Annotated in this window: 17 protein-coding genes; 16 read left to right on the top strand and 1 reads right to left on the bottom strand. The window is 35.3% G+C overall.

Annotation, left to right across the window (positions count from 1 at the left end):
* Positions 1-37: 37 nt before the first annotated feature.
* On the top strand, positions 38-1,462 hold the full coding sequence (locus tag FCN74_RS11360) for an SDR family oxidoreductase (protein ID WP_138932727.1): 1,425 nt from the start codon (positions 38-40) through the stop codon (positions 1,460-1,462).
* A gap of 3 nt (positions 1,463-1,465) precedes the next feature.
* Positions 1,466-2,941, top strand: a complete 1,476-nt coding sequence (locus FCN74_RS11355; RefSeq protein ID WP_246062623.1) for a BCCT family transporter — start codon at positions 1,466-1,468, stop codon at positions 2,939-2,941.
* A gap of 24 nt (positions 2,942-2,965) precedes the next feature.
* Here FCN74_RS11355 and FCN74_RS11350 read toward each other — a convergent pair whose 3' ends face one another.
* Positions 2,966-3,526, bottom strand: coding sequence for a thioredoxin family protein (locus FCN74_RS11350; RefSeq protein WP_138932726.1), 561 nt, complete (start codon positions 3,524-3,526; stop codon positions 2,966-2,968).
* Between the two features lie 105 nt (positions 3,527-3,631).
* Here FCN74_RS11350 and galE point away from each other — a divergent pair, with 105 nt between their 5' ends.
* The 14 genes from galE (at position 3,632) to FCN74_RS11280 (ending at position 20,704) form a co-directional block, all read left to right on the top strand.
* Positions 3,632-4,654, top strand: a complete 1,023-nt coding sequence (galE, locus tag FCN74_RS11345; RefSeq protein WP_138932725.1) for a UDP-glucose 4-epimerase GalE — start codon at positions 3,632-3,634, stop codon at positions 4,652-4,654.
* A 2-nt stretch (positions 4,655-4,656) separates the two neighbouring features.
* Positions 4,657-5,073, top strand: a complete 417-nt coding sequence (locus tag FCN74_RS11340) for a RidA family protein (protein WP_138932724.1) — start codon at positions 4,657-4,659, stop codon at positions 5,071-5,073.
* Between the two features lie 65 nt (positions 5,074-5,138).
* On the top strand, positions 5,139-5,687 hold the full coding sequence (locus tag FCN74_RS11335) for a ClpP family protease (RefSeq protein WP_138932723.1): 549 nt from the start codon (positions 5,139-5,141) through the stop codon (positions 5,685-5,687).
* 3 nt (positions 5,688-5,690) lie between these two features.
* Positions 5,691-6,134 (top strand): GNAT family N-acetyltransferase, encoded by a 444-nt coding sequence (locus FCN74_RS11330; RefSeq protein ID WP_138932722.1) that lies wholly within the window; start codon positions 5,691-5,693, stop codon positions 6,132-6,134.
* Positions 6,131-6,859 (top strand): M15 family metallopeptidase, encoded by a 729-nt coding sequence (locus tag FCN74_RS11325; RefSeq protein WP_246062622.1) that lies wholly within the window; start codon positions 6,131-6,133, stop codon positions 6,857-6,859. Before FCN74_RS11330 ends, FCN74_RS11325 begins: the two co-directional genes overlap by 4 nt.
* A gap of 31 nt (positions 6,860-6,890) precedes the next feature.
* Positions 6,891-7,610 carry a DUF2490 domain-containing protein gene (locus FCN74_RS11320; protein WP_138932721.1) on the top strand — a complete coding sequence of 240 codons (720 nt, stop codon included), beginning with the start codon at positions 6,891-6,893 and terminating at the stop codon, positions 7,608-7,610.
* A gap of 326 nt (positions 7,611-7,936) precedes the next feature.
* Positions 7,937-8,224 (top strand): hypothetical protein, encoded by a 288-nt coding sequence (locus tag FCN74_RS11315; protein WP_138932720.1) that lies wholly within the window; start codon positions 7,937-7,939, stop codon positions 8,222-8,224.
* 34 nt (positions 8,225-8,258) lie between these two features.
* A complete protein-coding gene (locus tag FCN74_RS11310; protein ID WP_138932719.1) occupies positions 8,259-9,731 on the top strand; it encodes a proton-conducting transporter transmembrane domain-containing protein in 1,473 nt (490 codons plus the stop codon).
* A 5-nt stretch (positions 9,732-9,736) separates the two neighbouring features.
* Positions 9,737-12,055, top strand: a complete 2,319-nt coding sequence (locus FCN74_RS11305; RefSeq protein WP_138932718.1) for a DUF2309 domain-containing protein — start codon at positions 9,737-9,739, stop codon at positions 12,053-12,055.
* Between the two features lie 61 nt (positions 12,056-12,116).
* Positions 12,117-12,647: a nuclear transport factor 2 family protein gene (locus FCN74_RS11300; RefSeq protein ID WP_138932717.1), complete on the top strand. Its 531-nt coding sequence runs from the start codon at positions 12,117-12,119 to the stop codon at positions 12,645-12,647.
* Positions 12,648-13,079: 432 nt separating this feature from the next.
* The gene (gltB, locus tag FCN74_RS11295) at positions 13,080-17,594 is read left to right on the top strand and encodes a glutamate synthase large subunit (protein ID WP_138932716.1); all 4,515 of its coding nucleotides are present in this window, start codon (positions 13,080-13,082) and stop codon (positions 17,592-17,594) included.
* On the top strand, positions 17,594-19,048 hold the full coding sequence (locus FCN74_RS11290) for a glutamate synthase subunit beta (RefSeq protein WP_138932715.1): 1,455 nt from the start codon (positions 17,594-17,596) through the stop codon (positions 19,046-19,048). The genes gltB and FCN74_RS11290 overlap by 1 nt, the downstream gene beginning before the upstream one ends.
* 225 nt (positions 19,049-19,273) lie before the next feature.
* Positions 19,274-19,936 (top strand): ABC transporter ATP-binding protein, encoded by a 663-nt coding sequence (locus tag FCN74_RS11285; RefSeq protein WP_138932714.1) that lies wholly within the window; start codon positions 19,274-19,276, stop codon positions 19,934-19,936.
* 3 nt (positions 19,937-19,939) lie between these two features.
* Positions 19,940-20,704, top strand: coding sequence for a TIGR02757 family protein (locus tag FCN74_RS11280; protein WP_138932713.1), 765 nt, complete (start codon positions 19,940-19,942; stop codon positions 20,702-20,704).
* The last annotated feature ends 55 nt before the right edge of the window (positions 20,705-20,759 follow it).

Here is a 20,759-nt window from a genome sequence, read left to right as displayed (position 1 = left end):
TTATTAACATGTTATCAACAGTTTTAAGATATCATCAATGAAAATATTACTTACGGGAGCCAATGGTTATATTGGAATGCGATTATTACCTTTATTACTCAAACAAAATCACGAGATAGTCTGTGCAGTCCGAGATGAAAAAAGACTTTCTGTTGATGATAAAATTAAATCTCAAATTGACATCGTTGAAATTGATTTTTTGGAAGATAAACCAGTTGACATTCCACAAGATATAGATGTTGCTTACTATTTAATTCATTCAATGAGTAGTTCTACTACAGATTTTGATGACTTGGAAGCCAAGGCTGCTAAGCGATTTGTCGAACTCTTAAGACCCACTCAGGTTAAACAAGTAATTTATTTAAGTGGGATTGTAAATCAAGAAGAATTATCAAAACATCTCAAATCGAGAAAACAGGTAGAACAAATTTTGACTGATGCCCCATTTTCTTTAACTGTGATTAGAGCAGGAATTATTGTAGGTTCGGGTAGCGCTTCATTTGAAATCCTTAGAGATTTGTGTGAAAAACTTCCTGTCATGATTACACCAAAATGGGTCAATACTAAAAGTCAGCCAATTGCTATACGAGATGTTTTATTTTACCTCACAAATGTTATAGATCGCAAAGATTGTTTTAATAAAGCCTTTGATATCGCCGGTCCGGATATGATGACGTACAGAGATATGATGAAAGCCTATGCTGAGGTGAGAGACTTACCTTTAAGCATTATCAATGTTCCTGTAATGACGCCCAAGTTATCCTCTTATTGGTTATATTTTGTAACTGCAACATCCTACAAATTAGCTCAAAATTTAGTGGATAGCATGAAAGTCGATGTCACAACTACAGATTTTAGGCTTCAGAATAAGCTCAATCATCAACCTATAAAATATAAAGATGCCATTCGATTGGCATTTGATAAAATAGAGCAAAATCAAGTCATTTCCAGCTGGAAAGACTCCAAAGTAAGTGGAAGATTTTCTAAAGAAGATCTCAATCGTTTTGTCAAAGTGCCGAAATATGGCTGCCTTATAGATCACCAAAGTAAAACAGTAGACGACCCTCAAAAAACCATGGACAAAATATGGGAAATTGGTGGAAAAAGAGGTTGGTATTATGCTGATGCATTATGGAAAATAAGAGGTTTTATAGATAAAATTCTTGGTGGCGTCGGTTTAAGGCGAGGACGAACTAATATTTCTTCCATTAATCCCGGGGATGCTTTGGATTTTTGGCGAGTTATTTTAGCTGACAAACAAGAAAAACGGCTTCTTTTATATGCAGAGATGAAAGTTCCCGGTGAAGCCTGGCTAGAATTTTATATTGATGACAATGACATACTTCATCAAAACGCCACATTTAGACCAAAAGGTTTAAAAGGTAGACTATATTGGTACACGATGCTTCCTTTTCATTATTTTATATTTGCTGGAATGCTTAACCGCTTAGCCAAATCTTAACTCTTGAATAAAAATCTTATCAAATCATACAAAAGCCTACTTATAGCATCTGTGGTTTTGACGCTATGTGTTTGCTGCTCCTTTTTGTACCCTAATTTGACTTTTCAATATATAGAAAAGGTATCGGTTTGGATAAGAGATATTTTTGGCCAATTTTATCTGATTTTAGGATTTTTGATTGTCGTTTTTATGTTAGTTGTCGGACTTTTACCTATAGGTCGAAAACGTCTTGGAAGCTCAAAACCAGTGTATGGCTTTTGGTCTTGGATTGCGATGTTGTATTCTGCTGGAATGGGTGCTGGCATATTGTTTAGAGCTGTTCAAGAGCCCGTATTTATGTATCTTAATTCACCTTTAAAGACCCAAACTTCAGCAGATATTATGGCTTTGGAATATACTTTTTTTCATTGGGGATTTACCGCATGGGGATTTTATACTGTTTTTGCATTAATCATTGGTCATCTGATTTTTAACCTTAAACAACCTGTTCAGCTTAGTGGGCTCATTTCAAAATCTTCACCAGGTTTATTAAAAGTAAGTTTAAATGGTTTTACCATTCTAGCTACAGTCATTGGTATAGTCTCAGCTATTGCTCTGGGTGTAAAACAAATAGAGGACAGTGCTCAACTTTTAATAGATTTTTCGGATAGTTTTTATGTGACTATTTTGTTAATCATGATAGTATTTACATTTTCTACAGCCTCGTCAGTATTAGGCTTAGATAAAGGGATCAAACAAGTTTCAAACTTCAATATCATGCTCACAACACTTTTATTAATCTTTGTATTAATTCAATGTGATATTTTAGAAGTATTGGAACGCTTTATATCTTCTTTTTGGCAGTACATCAAAGATTTTATTCCCATGAGTCTTGCATTAGGCAAATACAATCCCGGTAAAACTTTTCTGACCGATTGGACATATTATTACTGGGCATTCTGGCTGGCATGGGCGCCATTTACAGGTGTGTTTATAGCCCGTATTTCTAGAGGCAGGAGTTATAGGCAAATTGTGTGGGGTAGTTTGTTAGTTCCATCAATTGCAAGTTTCTTTTGGTTTTCTGTTTTTGGGTCTTCTGCAATAGATATGTTAAATCAAGATATAGTTGAACCTGAAAAATTTAATTCTGCCTTTGATGCGCTCTCTGTCTTTTTACAACAATTTTTATGGCCTAATTTATCTCAAATCGTGGTTTTAATATTATTATTTGGTTTTTTAATAACCTCGCTAGATTCTGGAATTTTTGTGTTGAGTATATTTTCTGATCATGGTAAACAAAACCCTCAAAACTCTCATAAAATTTTATGGGCGATATTTTGTCTATTACTGAGTTTAGGATTTCTTTATATAGGTTTTATTTTACCTGAAAACAATGTTTTATCTACTGTGAGTAAAGTTTTAGTTATAGTGTCTTTACCGTTTGCTATTTTGAGTATTGTGATGATATTTAATTTTATAAAGCAAAATCTAAAATCTTAAAATTAAGTCCCAATTTGAAAACCTTTAATTACTTTTCCATTTAATATTACAACCCATACTCGGTTTTTGAATCTTTGGCGGTCGTCTATTGTTGAGTAAAGCATCTAAAGCTTCTCTTAGGTTTCGACCCGTTAATGGTAAACCGTTTTTCGGTCGTGAATCATCGAGCTGACCGCGATAAAATAAGTCTAAGTTTTCGTCAAACACATAAAAATCTGGCGTGCAAGCAGCCTTGTAAGCTTTTGCAACTTCTTGTGTTTCGTCATATAAGTAGGGGAATGGATAATTTTGTGTTTCAGCAACCTCGGCCATTTTATCCGGATGATCTTCTGGATAATTTTTGACATCATTACTAGAGATAGCTACAAAACCAAATCCCGTGATTTTATAATCATTGGCAAATCTTACTAGCTCCTCATTAACATGTTTTACAAATGGGCAATGATTACAAATAAACATGATAACAGTGCCATGTTTACCTTTAATCTCAGACAAGCTCAAGAACTGATTATTTTTAACATTGAGTAGACGAAAATCAGGTGCTTTAGTACCCAGTTTTATCATGTTGGATGGTGTGAGAGACATATCAATAATTTTATAGTCAAAGATATCAATTGATTTGATATTTTACATTTAACTGACTTAAATTTCGAAGAAAAACCCTTAATTTGTAGTTTTTAATTTTGTAATATGAAAATACTAGTCACAGGTGGTTTAGGTTTTATTGGTTCCCATACTGTTGTTGCTTTACTAGAAAAAAACTATGAAGTTGTTATTGTTGACAATTTATCGAACACCAGCATAGATGTTTTAGAAGGTATTACAAGAATTACAGGCAAAACCCCTGATTTTCATCAGATAGATATTCGTAACAAATCAGAATTGATTCAATTTTTTGATAACACCCCTGATATTTCGGGTATCATCCATTTTGCAGCGTTCAAAGCTGTTGGTGAAAGTGTAGAAAAACCACTCGATTATTACGAGAATAATGTCTCGGCTTTGGTGTATTTGTTAAAAGAAAGCCGTAAACTCAAACAACCTAAATTTATCTTTAGTTCTTCTTGTACAGTTTATGGTCAAGCTGAAACACTACCAATCACAGAAAATGCACCCGTTCAAAAAGCCAACTCACCTTATGGCAACACCAAACAAATCGACGAAGAAATTATTCAAGATTACATCCGTAGCGGTGGTGATTTAGAAGCGATTTCACTGCGTTATTTTAACCCTATCGGTGCACATCCTTCAGCCCTTATTGGTGAATTACCAATTGGTGTACCACAAAATTTAGTCCCTTATGTAACGCAAACTGCTGCTGGCAAAAGACAAGAGCTTTCTGTCTTTGGCGATGATTATCCAACTAAAGACGGTACTTGCATCAGAGATTATATTCATGTTATGGATTTGGCTGATATTCATGCTATCGCTTTAGAAAAATTGATGAAAAAAGACAATAGCCAAAAATATGACGTCTTTAATGTCGGTACCGGAAAAGGTAACTCTGTGTTAGACGTGGTCAATACGTTTGAAAAGGTCAATGATGTAAAACTGCCTTATAAAATCGTAGATCGTCGTCCCGGTGATGTTACCGCGGCTTATGCCGATACTACAAAAGTTGAAAAAGAACTGAAGTGGAAAGCCAAACGCAGTATGGGTGAAGCTCTAAAGGATGCCTGGCGATGGGAACAAAAACAACATAAATCTCAGTAAATATGTCAGGAAAAGTAATCAAAAGCAAAGCTAAACCCCGAGGAAAGTTTCCACACGTAAAACGCGTAGGTGATTTTATATATGTTTCCGGTACCAGTTCCAGAAGACCCGATAACTCCTTTGAAGGTGTTGAAGTCGATGAAATGGGAACCACAAACCTTGACATTAAAAAGCAAACTGAAGCGGTCTTAAAAAACATTGATGAAATTTTGAAAGAAGAAGGTGCAAGCCTGAAAGATGTTGTGGATATCACCTCGTTTTTAGTCAATATGAATGACTTTAAGGGTTATAATGAGGTTTATGCACAATTTTTTGACTACCAAAACGGTCCAACAAGAACAACCGTAGCCGTGCATCAGTTACCTCATCCACATTTGTTGATAGAAATAAAAGCGATTGCCTACAAAAAAGAACATTAAAACTCCCTTAAACTGAATTCTATTTTAGGGATAAATGTTAATTTAGCATTTTTAAAAAAGACAATATGACGAAGAAAACGGCAAAAGTTCAAGATTTAATTGATATGAAATTTTTAGAAACCCGTAAGGTGTTTCTAAACGGTCAGGTTGATGGTAAAAGTGCCAAGCACTTGATAGATCGATTAATTTACTTAGATTTAGAAAGCCATGAACCTATTCAACTATTCATTAATAGTCCAGGTGGCTACGTCACCGATGGATTTGCCATTTACGATACGATTAAAAGTCTTAAAAGCCCTGTTCATACCATATGTTCCGGACTTGCAGCTTCTATGGGTTCCATCCTATTATCTGTTGGTGAAAAAGGGCATCGTTACATACAACCACATGCTAAAGTTATGATCCACCAGCCCTTAGGTGGCGCTCAAGGTCAAGCTTCTAATATTGAAATCCAAGCCAAAGAAATTTTAAAAACTAAAGAACTGAGTGCAAAAATATTGGCCGAAAATTGTGGTCAATCTTTTGATAAGGTGATGAAAGATTTCAGCAGAGATTACTGGATGGATGCCCAAGAATCTATTGACTATGGTATTGTAGATCAAGTGATGAACTAAGTTTTGAAACTTGTTTATAAATTGGTAGATGCCAAATCTGTTTTAAATATCAGGCATCAAGTTTTGAGAAAAGGTCGGCCTCTTTCAACTTGCCATTTTTTAAATGACAAGTCTTCTTCAACTTATCATATTGCAGCCATTTACCGAGGTGAAGCCATTGGCTGTGTAAGTTTAATGCAGAAAACACATGATAAAATAAAAGACAGTAAAGCTTATCAACTTCGAGGTATGGCCGTTTTGAATAAATATCAAGGTAAAAAAATTGGTAAAAATCTTTTAGAGCATGCCGAAGAACATCTGAGCTCAAAACAAGTGAAAACCATTTGGTGTAACGTCAGAATAAAAGCTATTTCATTTTACAAAAACAATCAGTATCAACAACTAGGTGATGAGTTTAATATACCGGAGGTTGGTCCTCATGTTTTAATGTTCAAAGCTTTAGCATGAAAAGACTGGAATTTATAAAGTTAAATGCTCTAGCTGGGATAGGTTTTGGCGTAATGCCCTTTGACAACTTACAACACAAACCAGATGTAGATTTTCTAACAGGAAAACACAACCCCTACTTAGATGACTCTGGCATAATTCATAAGCTTGCTTACCGCTCATTTATCAAAATGCGTGAAAGTGCTCTTAACGATGGAATTAATATTCAAATTGTTTCGGGTTTTAGAAGTTTTGACAGACAACTTCAGATTTGGAATAGTAAATACAGAACCTATCGGTCACAAGGTCTTTCTGATGATCTAATTATAAAAAAAATAACGACATACTCTACCATTCCAGGTACTTCGCGCCACCATTGGGGAACAGATATTGATATTATAGACCAAAATGTGAATGTGCCGGAAAACAATCTTTTGGCTGAGGCAAATTATCACGGTAATGGCGTGTTTTGCCAGTTGAATGAATGGATGCAAAATTACGCTCAGGATTTCGGGTTTCACTTAGTCTATACTGACAATTACCATCGAACTGGATTCAATTATGAGCCCTGGCATTATTCTTACTTACCTTTATCAAAAACATACCTCCACCACTACCAGAAAATTGATCTAAAAGATATATTTATAGACATTGAAATTGAAGGGAAAATGTTTTTGGACCAAAACTGTTTAAAATCATATTTTGAAACACATCTTTTGGGAATAAATCCAGCATTATTAATCTAAAGACGTAGTTTTGTACTCTTAAATTTTAGCCATGCTTAAACAATATGGTATCCTCTTCGTTTTTCTATTTTCTAGTCTCACCACATCAGCTCAACAAAAAAATGTAGAAACTCAAAACCTACTTTGGACACGCTATTTATTAAAGTTTAAAGTCAGTGAGAAATGGACACCTTTCTTTGATATTGAAGAACGAATGTACATGTTCCCTTTTAGACAACATCATTTACTTCCAGGCATTGGTGCAAATTATAAGTTAGACAAGCATTTTTCTTTAAGAGCAAGTATGATGTATTTTGAATTGACTTTGCCTCAAGACCCCAAGGCAAATTTTAAAGAAATTCAAAAAGAATTACGACCGCAAGCCTCTATAAACTTTAATTATGGTATTAATGAACGCTGGTCCTTCTTGAGCAGGTTTAAAATAGAGTGGCGTTACATCAAAACACCTGATCAATCTGAATATGTATTCAGAAATTATCGGTTTAGAATGCGCATGGGATTGAAATTCAAAATCAATGAAAGATGGAGCACTAAAGTACTGGAAGAAATCCATTTTAATGTAGGTAAAAATATTGTCAGAAATGTATTTGATCAAAATCGCCTATCTGCCGGTTTAAATTATAAGTTCAATTCTAACTTTAGCATTGAAACAGGTTATATGTATTGGTTTCAGCAACGCTTCACTGGAGATGATTTCTTTAGCAGAAATATTGTTTATTTTACCTTGAGACAGAATTTGAAATTTTATTGAAATCACGTCTACACTACATGCTACTCTAAACTTAATATATCTTATTAATTCTCACAAATGTCTGCTTTAATATTTTAAAAGCCCTACATGACATAAAGTGTGACATATCATATCCTGTTTATGTCTATTTTAAATTAATATATACTATTCGCATAAAAAACTCTAAAATATTTTTAATTGAATTAATTGTAATCATTTTGCTCAACAAAATTTAAAAAGATCAATTACACTTCATTATTTATTATTTTTATGTTTAGTATATTAAATATAAATAAATATTATCTATTTAAAAATTTAATATTTGCAAAAAATTAAATAAACCTTCTATGACACAAGAAAAGCAAAATGTAAAACTTGTCGACGGTACTTTTTCGCCTGTCCAAGCTTCAGATGTAATTTCTTCACTTATTGATAAAAAAATAAATTTTCACAAAGTCGAAAATCTACAAAATTGGGAAAGAGATCACAGCTCAGACCCTCAACCTATCATCGATAGAATCAAGGAACTTGAAGAAGCAAAAAAAGAAGCCAAAGCGTTTATAAAAGCAATGAAAAACAGTGGTAAAAACATAAAAATTAAAGGTGAACTTAAAATCAGTATTGTTGATGAATAATAATCTTTCAATAATATTTTAACTATTACATTTTATGGAATCAAAATCTATACACAACCCACTTGACATTAACACTAATCCTATAGAAAACTCGCAAACTCCATTTATTTCAAAAATTGCTTCCAGCCTTTTATGGACTTTGTTTTTATTGAGTTCTGCGGCTTTAATTTTTTATCAATTAGAAAACCCTAGTTGGAGCTATAAAAATATCTTTAGAATAAATGGATTTACATTACTTATTTGGACTACAGTTTTGTTTTTTAATGCTATTTTGAGTTCGTATTCAAAAAATTATCTAAAAGGTTTTAAATACCACCAAAAATTTACGCTCTTAAGTTTAGGCTTTGCTTTATCAGTGATGATATTTGTTATGTCTAATCATATATTTCCACTCTTATTTTCTTGGTTTCTCACCAGTTTTTTCATGGCCAAGTTGATTGGTGTAAATTCAGATTGGGCAGAAGCCAGGTCTGCGGGCTTTTTTAGTCTCAAGTATTTTTGGTTTGGTGGTGTTCTTTTTAGTATTGGTGTGATACTATTAGCCGTGCAGGTTCAAAGTTATACATTGTACGGTATCTTAGAAAAATTAGATCATGCACCAGATTATTTAGTGTTGATTTCTGCATTATTGATTATTGTAGCAGCTTTGATACAATCTGCGATATACCCTTTTCACCGATGGTTACTTTCTGCAATGACCGCACCGACTCCAGCTTCTGCGTTAATGCATGCCGGATTTGTAAACGCATCTGGTATTTTATTAAGCCTTTTTGCAGTCTTACTCATCGCAACTGACACATTGACATTAATTTTTATTATAGGTGGTCTCACTGCTATTCTAGCCCAGTTTACCAAACTACTTCAAGTCAATGTCAAACAAAAACTAGCTTGCTCGACTATTGCACAGATGGGTTTTATGATTATGCAATGTGGTTTGGGGTTTTTTAATGCCGCCATTGCACACCTGATTCTTCACGGTTTCTACAAAGCGTATTTATTTTTATCTTCTGGTGAAGAAATTTCCAGAAACACGCCGCAAGACCCACCTGTGATTAAAATTAAACCGCTACAAGCCATCGTTGTTTTACTTTTTGGGCTTGCAGGAGCGTTCTTATTTTCATTTCTTACTGATAAAACCTCCATGGTTGATAGTAGTATTTTTTTAACTTTAATTGTGGCCATCACAGTAGGCCAGGCTACTTATAATATCGTCAAGCAATCCATATTAACTTACACTGAAAAATTAGGCATTTCTGCCCTATTATTTACTGTTGGTATAATAGTATATGCAATATTTTACAATGCTGTGACAAATGTTATGAGTGAAATGCCTATGATCGAGTCTCCACAATCTCTAAGCGCACTTCAAATTACCTTTGGTGTAATATTTCTCATTGGTTTTTTTATTATGAAACTTGGAGTTTATAGAAACTCAACCTGGCTTTATGTAAAATTGCTCAACCTATCCCAACCCTACAAACAAACTATCTTTTCATCTAAAAAATAAACCTTATGACAACCCAAAACATTTCAAAAATAATCGAAGAAGCTTCGAGTGTCATAGGCAAGACTTGGCCGCTTTATGCATTTGTCACCTCAAACCCATTGAGTGGTTACGAAAAATTACATTTTACAAAAGCTGTAAACAATGCTGAAAACCTTGTTGGTGGTAATTTGTATCCTGATGTTGCAACCCTGGAAAGCGCCTGGCAAACTGGTCAGATTAATCACGAAGTTTTAAAAACTACATTAACAGAAAATCAAGTCCAATACGATCCATCTGAATGCTTGGAAATATTAAAAACAGATGAAAGACAAAATGATAAAGTCTACAACAAAGATTTAGATAGAATTTTTGTCAAATGGCTTATGGCATTTTTAGACGAAGGACTAGCAGAGTGGCAAATGCCTGCTAAAGAAAAAGGGTTCTTCAAGGCTTGGCAAATTGTTGCAAAATACGATAAAGAAATAGACAAAAACATATTACTGACGGTGCCAAACCATTCTATAGATGCTATCAATTGGGTTTTAAATGACTTTCCTGAAAATGAGCACCAAGATATTATAAAACACCATATTGCCGCATTACCAGGATGGGCTGGTTATGTTAAATATCGTTTAGATGAAAAATCTCAATGGCAAGAAAAATTTAACTTGACGTTGGTCGATTATTTAGCTGTAAGGTTATCTATTGCAAAATGTATTGGGTTTAAAATTTTTAAAGAAGACAATACAAATCAAGTAAAAACAGAAATTAACAACCTTAAATATTTTTGGCTAAAAGCTTGGGAAGAAAGTTTTCAAAACAGATTCTCTAGTCAACTTAAAGTCAACACCAAAAGTTCTGATAAACCTCAAACAAAACCTGAGGCACAACTGGTTTTTTGTATCGACACAAGATCAGAGCTTATCAGGAGAAATGTAGAAAGCAAAGGAAACTATGAAACCTTTGGTTACGCAGGTTTTTTTGGTATAGCGATGGATTATGAAAACTTGAATACAGGTCAAAATTTAAAATCTTGCCCCCCAATTTTAGACTCAGCATATAAAGCAAGAGAAATTAATAAATCTGACAAAAAACAAAAGCTGAACGAATATCTCCTCAAGCAAGAGAAAAAACAATTTAGAGATTATTTTTTAAAACGCATTAAAAACATGCTTCCCTCTGCTTTTGGATTTGTTGAGGGCTCAGGTGTGTTTTATGGTTTTTTAATGTTAGCTAGAACACTATTTCCAGAACGACTCTATAATCCAAAAAAGAAAGAAAGTCAATCTTATGAATCAATCTGTGACCCTAATTTAGGTCAAATTAATTCAACAGACACTCAATTGAGCATCAAAGAGAAAACAAGTATTGTAAAATCTGCATTTTCATTATTAGGATGGACTACCTTTGCAGATATCATTGTGTTTGCGGGTCATGGTAGCCATTCCAAAAATAATCCTTTTGCATCGAGTTTAGATTGTGGAGCTTGCGCAGCAAGTCCGGGAAGACACAATGCTAGAATGCTTGCTAAATTAGCTAATGAAAAAGATGTAAGACAGCAACTTAAACATGAAGGTATTGATATACCAGAAGAAACTATTTTTATAGGTGCAGAGCATAATACTACAACCGACGAAATTGTTTTATTTGATTCACACGTTCCTGAAAGTCATGCAAAAAAATTGAAAAAATTAAAGACAGACTTAAAATCTGCACAAACTACAGCGACTAAAGAGCGTTTGTCTGTTCAACAAAACAGTATAATGACTGCTCGTCAAAAAACAAACGATTGGTCTGAAACAAGACCAGAATGGGGCTTAGCAAAAAACAAAGCGTTTGTAATTGGTTCAAGAGAGCTAACCAAAAATTTCAACTTAAATGGAGATAGCTTCTTACATTCTTACGAATGGCAACTGGACAGCAATGGAAGCGCTCTTGAAGGCATTATGCAGGGTCCAATGGTAGTTACTCAATGGATTAACAATCATTATTACTTCTCTTCAGTAGACAATGAAAATTACGGTGGTGGTTCTAAAATATTCCATAATATAACTGGGAAATTTGGTGTAGTTATGGGCAATGGTAGCGATCTTAAAATAGGCCTACCACTTCAATCGGTCAAAGAAACAGACGATAAATTGTACCATCAACCTTTAAGACTTTCAGTTTATATACACGCTCCAAAAAATAGAATTGAGAACATATTAAGTAAAAATGAAAATTTAAAACAACTTTTAGATAATGAATGGATATACTTATTGTGTATAGACCCCTATGAAGAAAATACGATATACAGATATAAAAAATCATTAGATTGGGAAACAGCGTCAACGAAAAAACTATAACATATTTAATTGATTATGAAATATTTATGTATATTTATTGATTCTAATCAATTTAAACATTATGAAAAATAAAATTATCTGTCTATTAATTGTTGCCTTATCAATCGTTGCGTGCACTGCACCTCCAAAAGATAAAGCACTTACCCATGAAGACAAAGCCGAAATTAAAAGTGAAATCACGGCTATTGTCGATAGCATTGCTACATCTGCCAATGAATTAAGAACCGATTACTTTAAAAAAATCTATTGGAATAATGAAGAATTTATCGGTGTTGACTTGACTGGAGCCCATAGTTATGATGAATACATGAAAGAAACTGACGAAATGTATGCTAGCATGAAAAGCATAAATTTTGTGGAAGACCAACTTTCCATAGTTGTGTTTGATGATAAAACTGTTGTCGCTTTATTTGAAGGTAAGGCCAAAGGAGAATCCAAAGATGGTGTAAAAATGAATCTCAACAATTTTAATGCTTCTATGGTTTTTAGAAATATAGATAATCAATGGAAGCTCGTCTATACTCATGAGTCTGCTGAACAGGAAATCATGATGCCAGAAACCGATTCTACGATGGTTGAAGAGAGCATGTAGACCATATATTTATACAAACATACGACACCATATTTCATTTGAGATATGGTGTTTTTTTATGGTAACTCAAATGGGTAAATACTGAATATCTGTAATAATATTTGGTTTACAACAACATGAGAATGTTGATTACTCCTAAAATATTGCATATAAACACCTTTAAACTACAATAAGCCTCAATGCTAGATGTGTAAGAGTATAATGAAAAATCACTAAATATTTTGAAACTGATCAACAATTTTATCGGACAAGCGATTTTTTAATTGAATATTTCTCAGTTTAGATCATGTTCTTTAGGATATTTTGAGTTTTTGGAAGCATAATTATATTTATGTCAAAAATTGAATATTTAACAAGACATAAACGCAAGAAAAATGTAGTATTTATTAGTATTGTTATTTAATTTTAACTATTTAATTGAAATAGACATACATGACTAAAAAAACATTATACAATACTGCGTTTGAGCACGACAGCTGTGGTATAGGGGCAATAGTTAACATAAATGGTGTCCAAAATCACCAAACCTTAGATGATGCCCTGACCATGCTAGAAAATATGGAGCATCGCGGCGGCACTGGCGCAGATCCTGAAACAGGAGATGGTGCTGGAATTTCTTTTCAATTAAACAAAACTTTACTAACGCTATTATTAAAGGATGCTGACATCAAAGCTGATGAAAATAAATTTGTTGGTGTAGGCATGTTGTTTTTATCTAAGCATAAAACTGTAGCCAATGAAAGTCTTGAATTATTAGAAAAAAACGCTAAAGAATTAAACCTTAATGTATTAGGCTATCGCGATGTGCCCGTTGATCATAAAATACCTGGCACAGGAGCAAAACCAGTTGAGCCTTTAATAAAGCAAATTTTTATTCAGCCCAAAGACAACTTAACAGAAATTGAACTTGAGCGTAAACTCTTTGTGTTGAGAAATTTTACGTCTCATATCATAGGCAAAAAAATAAAAGCCAATAACAAAGCCTTCTACGTTTGTAGTATGTCTTGTCGTAGTCTTGTTTATAAAGGCCAACTCAGAACCAATCAATTAAGATACTACTATAAAGACCTGCAAAATAAAAAATTCAAAACCGGTTTTGCTATCGTGCATTCTCGGTTTTCAACCAATACTTTTCCAAACTGGAAGTTAGCCCAACCCTTTCATTTTATTGCCCATAATGGCGAAATCAATACTATTCGTGGTAATGTCACTAAAATGAAATCTAAAGAAGCCAACTTTAAATCTAAAGTCTTTAGCGATGAGGAACTTCAAAAATTATTACCTGTAACCAACCCGGAACATTCAGATTCGGCCAACCTTGACGCTATTATAGAAATGTTAGTGCTAGAAGGTCGACCGCTTGAGCATGTGATGATGATGATTGTTCCTGAAGCTTGGCAAGACAATAAATCAATTGACAAAGAACGAAAAGCCTTTTACAAATATCACGCTTCGCTCATGGAGCCTTGGGATGGTCCAGCGGCTCTTATTTTTACCGACGGCAAACGCCTCGGCGCCACGCTAGACCGAAATGGACTTAGACCCGCACGGTATTGTGTAACATCAGATAATCGATTGATTTTATCTTCAGAAGCTGGGGCGCTTCCCGTAAAATCAGAAAATATTATTAAAAAAGGGAGACTTCAACCCGGCAGGATGATTTTAGCAGACCTCAATCAAAATAAAATTTTATACGATGATGAGATTAAAAATAACATCGTAAAAGATAAACCCTATTATCAATGGATCATTAATCAAAGAATAAAACTCAGATTACAACCCGAACCAAAATTTGAAAGAAAGCGTCTCTCTGAAAAGTCGCTTTTAAAGCGTCAACGGGCTTACGGTTATACTTCAGAAGAACTTAAAGTTATTTTATCAGATATGGCTGAACGTGGCACCGAACCGATTGGTTCTATGGGCGCAGATACACCTTTGGCTATATTAAGCAAACAAAGTCAACATATCGCAAATTATTTCAAACAGCTTTTTGCTCAGGTAAGCAATCCGCCTATTGACCCAATACGAGAACGCATGGTGATGTCACTCTTTACTAGAGTTGGCGAAAGTCTAAATATTCTTGAAGAAACCGAAGCGCATACCAAACAAATACATATCTCTCAACCCGTCCTAACTGACGCTGATATTGAAAAATTTAAACATCTGAAATCTAAAGGTTTTGATTACGCCTTTATTAAAGCTGTATTTCAAGCAGACAATCAGCCTGGACGATTGAAACAAGGTTTAGATGCCATTTGTATTGAGGCTGAAAAAGCAGCGCTTGAAGGCAAAAAAGTCTTAATTATTTCTGATAAAGGTATTGATAAAAACACCGCACCTATTCCATCTTTATTGGCTACAGGTGCAATTCATCAACATTTGGTTCGCAAAAACCTAAGAACGCGAACAGGTCTTATCGTAGAATCTGGCGATACACGGGAAACCCATCATTTTGCCACACTTATCGGTTATGGCGCCAGTGCAGTCAACCCGTATCTAGCTATACGATCTATTGAACACCTTCACGACAAAGGAAAACTCAATCCAGGTTTGTCAAAAGAAAACGCTATTAAAAATTATCAAAAAGCCATTGGCTATGGACTTTTGAAGATTTTATCTAAAATGGGCATTAGCACCTTACAATCTTACCAAAGTGCACAGATTTTTGAAGCCCTCGGCTTACATTCAACCGTTATTGAAAAATGTTTTACAGGCACCATTTCGAGAATAGACGGGATTGATTTTGATGGTTTAGCTAAAGAGGTTTTAATTAGACACCGACATGCTTTTCCAACGCATAAACAAACCAATCAAAAGTTGGAAGTTGGCGGCGTTTATCAATGGAAACAACGCGGAGAAAAACACCTGTTTAATCCGGAGACCATTCATCTGCTCCAACATTCTACACGAACAGATGATTTTTCTCTTTACAAAAAATTTGCTCATAAAATCAATGACCAACTCAAGGACAATTTGACTTTACGAGGTTTATTTGAATTTAAAAAAAGAACACCTATACCGATTGCTGAAGTTGAACCTGCTGAACATATCATGAAGCGATTTGCTACAGGCGCTATGTCTTTTGGCTCTATTTCACATGAAGCGCATTCTACTTTAGCCATTGCTATGAACCGTATTGGCGCCAAAAGCAATAGCGGCGAAGGTGGCGAAGATGAAGCCCGATTTGAAGTCAAGCCCAACGGCGATTGGGAACGTTCCGCCATCAAACAAGTCGCCTCAGGACGCTTTGGCGTAACCAGTTATTATCTCGCCAACGCTGATGAATTGCAAATTAAAATGGCACAAGGGGCAAAACCAGGCGAAGGCGGTCAATTACCGGGCCACAAAGTCGATGAGTGGATTGGTCGTGTAAGACATTCAACGCCAGGTGTGGGTTTAATATCACCACCGCCTCATCACGATATCTATTCCATTGAAGATTTAGCGCAACTCATTTTCGATTTAAAAAATGCCAACCGTCATGCTCGTGTAAATGTTAAACTGGTTTCACAAGCTGGTGTTGGCACCGTTGCTGCTGGCGTTTCCAAAGCCAATGCTGACGTTGTTTTAATCTCTGGCGCAGACGGTGGCACAGGAGCTTCGCCACTCACGTCAATTAGGCATGCAGGATTGCCCTGGGAACTCGGTTTAGCAGAAGCACATCAAACTTTGGTTAAAAATAACTTGAGAAGTCGTATTACCGTTCAAGCTGATGGACAAATTAGAACTGGCCGAGACCTTGCCATAGCGACCTTACTTGGAGCTGAAGAATGGGGTATTTCTACTGCAGCATTGGTAGTAGAGGGTTGTATCATGATGCGGAAATGTCATACCAACACTTGTCCTGTAGGCGTCGCAACTCAAAATCCTGAACTGCGCAAACTCTTTAAAGGCAATCCTGACCACGTAGTCAATTACTTTAAATTTTTAGCTGAAGATTTAAGAGAAATTATGGCTCAACTAGGCTTTAAAACGGTAAATGACATGGTTGGTCATTCAGAGGTCATGAAGGTAAGAAAAGACGTGCCATTTTGGAAACTTAAAGATTTAGACTTGAGTCCAATTTTATATCAAGAACATATTGCAGAACAAATTGGAGTATACAAACAAATTGAGCAAGACTATGAAATGGACGAGGTATTAGATTGGAAACTTTTAGAACAAGCTAAACCTGTTTTTGAAAACCTTAAACCACTTCAGGCTGAATTTAAAATTCAAAATATTAACCGATCAGTTGGTGCTATTTTGTCACACGAAGTCAGCAAAAAATTTAAAGCAGAAGGCCTCAAAGAAGATACACTTCATTATAAATTTAAAGGTTCTGCTGGCCAAAGTTTTGGAGCTTTCCTTGCTAAAGGTATTACTTTTGAAGTGTCTGGAGAATCTAATGACTATTTAGGAAAAGGGCTTTCAGGTGGTAAACTCATCATTTATCCACCTCAAAATTCAAGCTTTAAAGCTGATGACAATATTTTAATTGGCAATGTAGCATTCTACGGGGCGACTTCTGGTGAAGCCTACATCAATGGGATGGCTGGAGAACGTTTTGGGGTGAGAAACTCCGGTGTAAAAGCCGTTGTTGAAGGTGTTGGCGACCACGCTTGTGAATATATGACTGGCGGTCGTATAGTAGTTTTAGGACAAACTGGACAAAACTTTGCCGCAGGAATGAGTGGTGGAATCGCTTATATTTTAGACGAAGATAATAGTTTTGAAAATAAATGTAATCAAGGTTTGGTAGGCTTAGAACAGCCAAATAGTAATGATATTGAAGAACTACAACACTTAATAGAAAATCATTACTATTATACTAAAAGTAAAAAAGCAAAACATATCTTAGAGCGTTTTGATGAATATCAATTAAAATTTATTAAAGTCATACCACATGACTTCAAAAGAATTTTAGAATCTAAAAATGAAAAGACACAGGAAAAAATAGTAGCCTAATGAAAGAACAAGACGGATTTTTAAAATACGATAGAGAATTACCCGAAACAAGACCACCAAAAGTGCGTGTTGGTGATTTTAAGGAAATTTACGAAGAATTTCCTGAAGAAAAAACCAAAACTCAGGCCGCAAGATGTATGGATTGTGGTGTTCCGTTTTGCCATTCGGGTTGTCCGCTTGGCAATATCATACCCGAATTTAATGAAGCCGTGCACGAAGAAAATTGGGAAGAAGCGACTTCAATTCTCTACTCTACAAACAATTTTCCGGAATTTACAGGTCGGATTTGTCCGGCGCCATGTGAAGCCAGTTGCGTGCTTGGCATTAACAAACCGCCAGTTGCCATTGAACATATTGAAAAAACCATAGCTGAAAAAGCACACGAATTAGGGTTTATTAAAGCTGATCCGCCTGAAGATCGCACCGATAAAAAAATCGCAGTCATCGGCTCAGGTCCAGCCGGATTAGCTGCTGCTGACCAGCTCAACAAAGCTGGCCATTGGGTAACCGTTTTTGAACGTGATGATAAAATTGGCGGTTTACTCAGTTATGGTATTCCGGATTTTAAAATGGAAAAATGGGTGGTTGAACGCCGCATCAACATCATGGATGAAGAAGGCGTGCGTTTTAAGGTCAATGCCGAAGTGGGCAAAAACATCAATCCAGACGAACTCAAAGAAGATTTTGATGCCATTGTCATTTGCACGGGCTCAACTGTGCCTAGAGACTTGCCTGTTCAAGGAAGAGATTTAGATGGTATCCATTTTGCGATGGATTTCTTAACCCAACAAAACAAAAAAGTTTCTGGTCAAGACATTGAAAATCAAATCACTGCTCAAGATAAGAATGTTGTGGTTATTGGTGGTGGCGACACCGGTTCAGATTGTATTGGCACATCGCATCGACAATCTGCAGCTACCGTTTTACAATTAGAACTTATGCCCAAACCTCCAAACAGCCGAACAGAACAAGATCCATGGCCCAATTGGCCGATGACACTTAGAACTTCTTCCTCACACGAAGAAGGTGGTGAGCGCCAATGGAGTGTTTTAACCAAAGAGTTTATAGGTAAAAATGGAAAACTCACCCATATCAAACTTGTAGATATAGAATGGGTAAACCAAAGTGGTCGACAAAAAATGCAAGAGATTGAAGGCACTGAACGTTTAATTCCTTGTGAATTGGCTTTATTAGCGATAGGTTTTACACAACCAGAAAACCAACTTTTAAAAAGTTTAAATATTGAGCAAACCCAAGCTGGCACGGTTAAAGCCAATTCTTATCAAACCTCAAATCCTTCGATTTTTGCTGCAGGAGATGCTCGTCGCGGACAATCTCTTGTGGTTTGGGCCATTTCAGAAGGTCGAGAAGCTGCAAGAGAAGTAGACAAATATTTGATGGGTCAAACTGAACTACCCTCAAAAAATGATTCTTATGTGAGTTTGGAAGTATAGGAGATTAGCCAAGGTTTTATAAATCATTTGATTTTCAAATACCACAAACATTAAAGCGAGTTTCACAACAAATTTATTCCAGCATTCGTGGCTGTAGAATGACTATAAAATCTGCAGTTGAATTATCTCCAATATCTCAGGCTTTCATTCTAAACGTTTATTTTTAGAGACATCCAAAATTTTACTTTCAAAAATTGTATTTTCGCTTTTCATTAGACAAAACTTATGATAAAAGCGCAACACATTGATAAACATTATGGCGACCTAAAAGTGCTCAATGATGTGTCAATTCATATTAAAAAAGGTGAAATCGTGTCTATTGTGGGGTCTTCCGGTGCGGGAAAAACAACGCTTTTGCAAATTATTGGCACTTTAGAAAAAGCTGATAACAACCCAAACACTAGCATAGAAATTAACGATGTGGATGTGGCTCAACTTAAAAACAAAGCTTTGGCCAAATTCAGAAATCAAAATATTGGTTTTATTTTTCAATTTCATCAATTGTTACCGGAATTTACTGCCATTGAAAATGTTTGTATTCCAGCATTTATCAATAAAACTTCAAAAAAAGATGCAGAACAAAAAGCCCAAGAACTTCTAGAATTTTTGAACCTTAAAGATCGTATGCATCACAAACCTAGTGAGCTTAGTGGCGGTGAACAACAACGTGTTGCTGTTGCTCGCGCACTCATCAACAATCCTGCGGTAATCCTTGCAGATGAGCCTTCTGGGAATCTTGACTCGGTTACTGCCGAGCAATTGCATAAACTCTTTTTTGATTTGCGCAAAGAATTTAATCAAACCTTTGTGATTGTAACACACAACAAAGGCCTTGCGGATATGGCCGATAGAAAATTAGAGATGAAAGACGGCAAGATTATCGGTTGATTTATGAATAAAAAAAAACTCAAAGCATTTTTAGACTATAAAGCTGATTTTTATAACACCTCAGATTTCATAGAAGACGACCCGATTTCTATTCCACATCAATTTCAGAAAAAAGCAGATATAGAAATCAGTGGTTTTTTAATCGCGACCATCGCTTGGGGCAACCGAAAAAGCATTTTGAATAGTGGAGAAAAATTGTTGCAAATCATGAATTATGCACCACATGATTTTATACTGCATCACACCTACAAAGATCTTACAACATGTGAAGGTTTTGTGCATCGAACATTTAATGCTGAAGATTTAAAGTATTTCTTTACTGCGCTAAAAGCTTTGTATCAAAATTATAATAGTTTAGAGGAGATATTTGTCAAGCATCAAAATAAGGATGGCTTGCAAATTGCTATTCATCATTTCAAACAAGAATTTATGGCTTTTGGTTGCCCAAAACGCACTCAAAAACACATCAGCGATCCTTTAAAGAATTCGGCTGCAAAACGACTCAACATGATGTTGCGTTGGTTTGTACGTCAAGATCAAAACGATGTGGACTTTGGTATTTGGCAAAACCTGTCTCCTGCTCTATTGTCTTGTCCCTTAGATGTTCACACGGCAAGAGTTGCTCGACAATTAGGCCTTTTGAAGCGTAAACAAAACGATGCTAAAGCCGTTCAAGAATTGGATAAAAACCTACGAAAATTAGACCCTAAAGACCCTGTAAAATACGATTTTGCCTTGTTTGGACTTGGGGTTTATGAAGGGTTTTAATTTCTAGTTTTTGGTTTTTGGTTTTTGGTTTTTGGTTTATAATTTAATATTTCAA

This window comes from Mesohalobacter halotolerans (genome assembly GCF_006120725.1).
Lineage (GTDB): Bacteria > Bacteroidota > Bacteroidia > Flavobacteriales > Flavobacteriaceae > Psychroflexus > Psychroflexus halotolerans.
The sequence above is the reverse complement of the archived record's forward strand: the minus strand, read 5'-3'. Positions and strand labels throughout refer to the sequence as shown.

Excerpts from the sequence above, each read along its gene's own strand:
- FCN74_RS11360 (WP_138932727.1), top strand. The coding sequence starts at position 38 with ATGAAAATATTACTTACGGGAGCCAATGGTTATATTGGAATGCGATTA.
- FCN74_RS11350 (WP_138932726.1), bottom strand. The coding sequence starts at position 3,526 with ATGTCTCTCACACCATCCAACATGATAAAACTGGGTACTAAAGCACCT.
- galE (WP_138932725.1), top strand. The coding sequence starts at position 3,632 with ATGAAAATACTAGTCACAGGTGGTTTAGGTTTTATTGGTTCCCATACT.
- FCN74_RS11340 (WP_138932724.1), top strand. The coding sequence starts at position 4,657 with ATGTCAGGAAAAGTAATCAAAAGCAAAGCTAAACCCCGAGGAAAGTTT.
- FCN74_RS11335 (WP_138932723.1), top strand. The coding sequence starts at position 5,139 with ATGACGAAGAAAACGGCAAAAGTTCAAGATTTAATTGATATGAAATTT.
- FCN74_RS11325 (WP_246062622.1), top strand. The coding sequence starts at position 6,131 with ATGAAAAGACTGGAATTTATAAAGTTAAATGCTCTAGCTGGGATAGGT.
- FCN74_RS11320 (WP_138932721.1), top strand. The coding sequence starts at position 6,891 with ATGCTTAAACAATATGGTATCCTCTTCGTTTTTCTATTTTCTAGTCTC.
- FCN74_RS11315 (WP_138932720.1), top strand. The coding sequence starts at position 7,937 with ATGACACAAGAAAAGCAAAATGTAAAACTTGTCGACGGTACTTTTTCG.
- FCN74_RS11310 (WP_138932719.1), top strand. The coding sequence starts at position 8,259 with ATGGAATCAAAATCTATACACAACCCACTTGACATTAACACTAATCCT.
- FCN74_RS11305 (WP_138932718.1), top strand. The coding sequence starts at position 9,737 with ATGACAACCCAAAACATTTCAAAAATAATCGAAGAAGCTTCGAGTGTC.
- FCN74_RS11300 (WP_138932717.1), top strand. The coding sequence starts at position 12,117 with ATGAAAAATAAAATTATCTGTCTATTAATTGTTGCCTTATCAATCGTT.
- gltB (WP_138932716.1), top strand. The coding sequence starts at position 13,080 with ATGACTAAAAAAACATTATACAATACTGCGTTTGAGCACGACAGCTGT.
- FCN74_RS11290 (WP_138932715.1), top strand. The coding sequence starts at position 17,594 with ATGAAAGAACAAGACGGATTTTTAAAATACGATAGAGAATTACCCGAA.
- FCN74_RS11285 (WP_138932714.1), top strand. The coding sequence starts at position 19,274 with ATGATAAAAGCGCAACACATTGATAAACATTATGGCGACCTAAAAGTG.
- FCN74_RS11280 (WP_138932713.1), top strand. The coding sequence starts at position 19,940 with ATGAATAAAAAAAAACTCAAAGCATTTTTAGACTATAAAGCTGATTTT.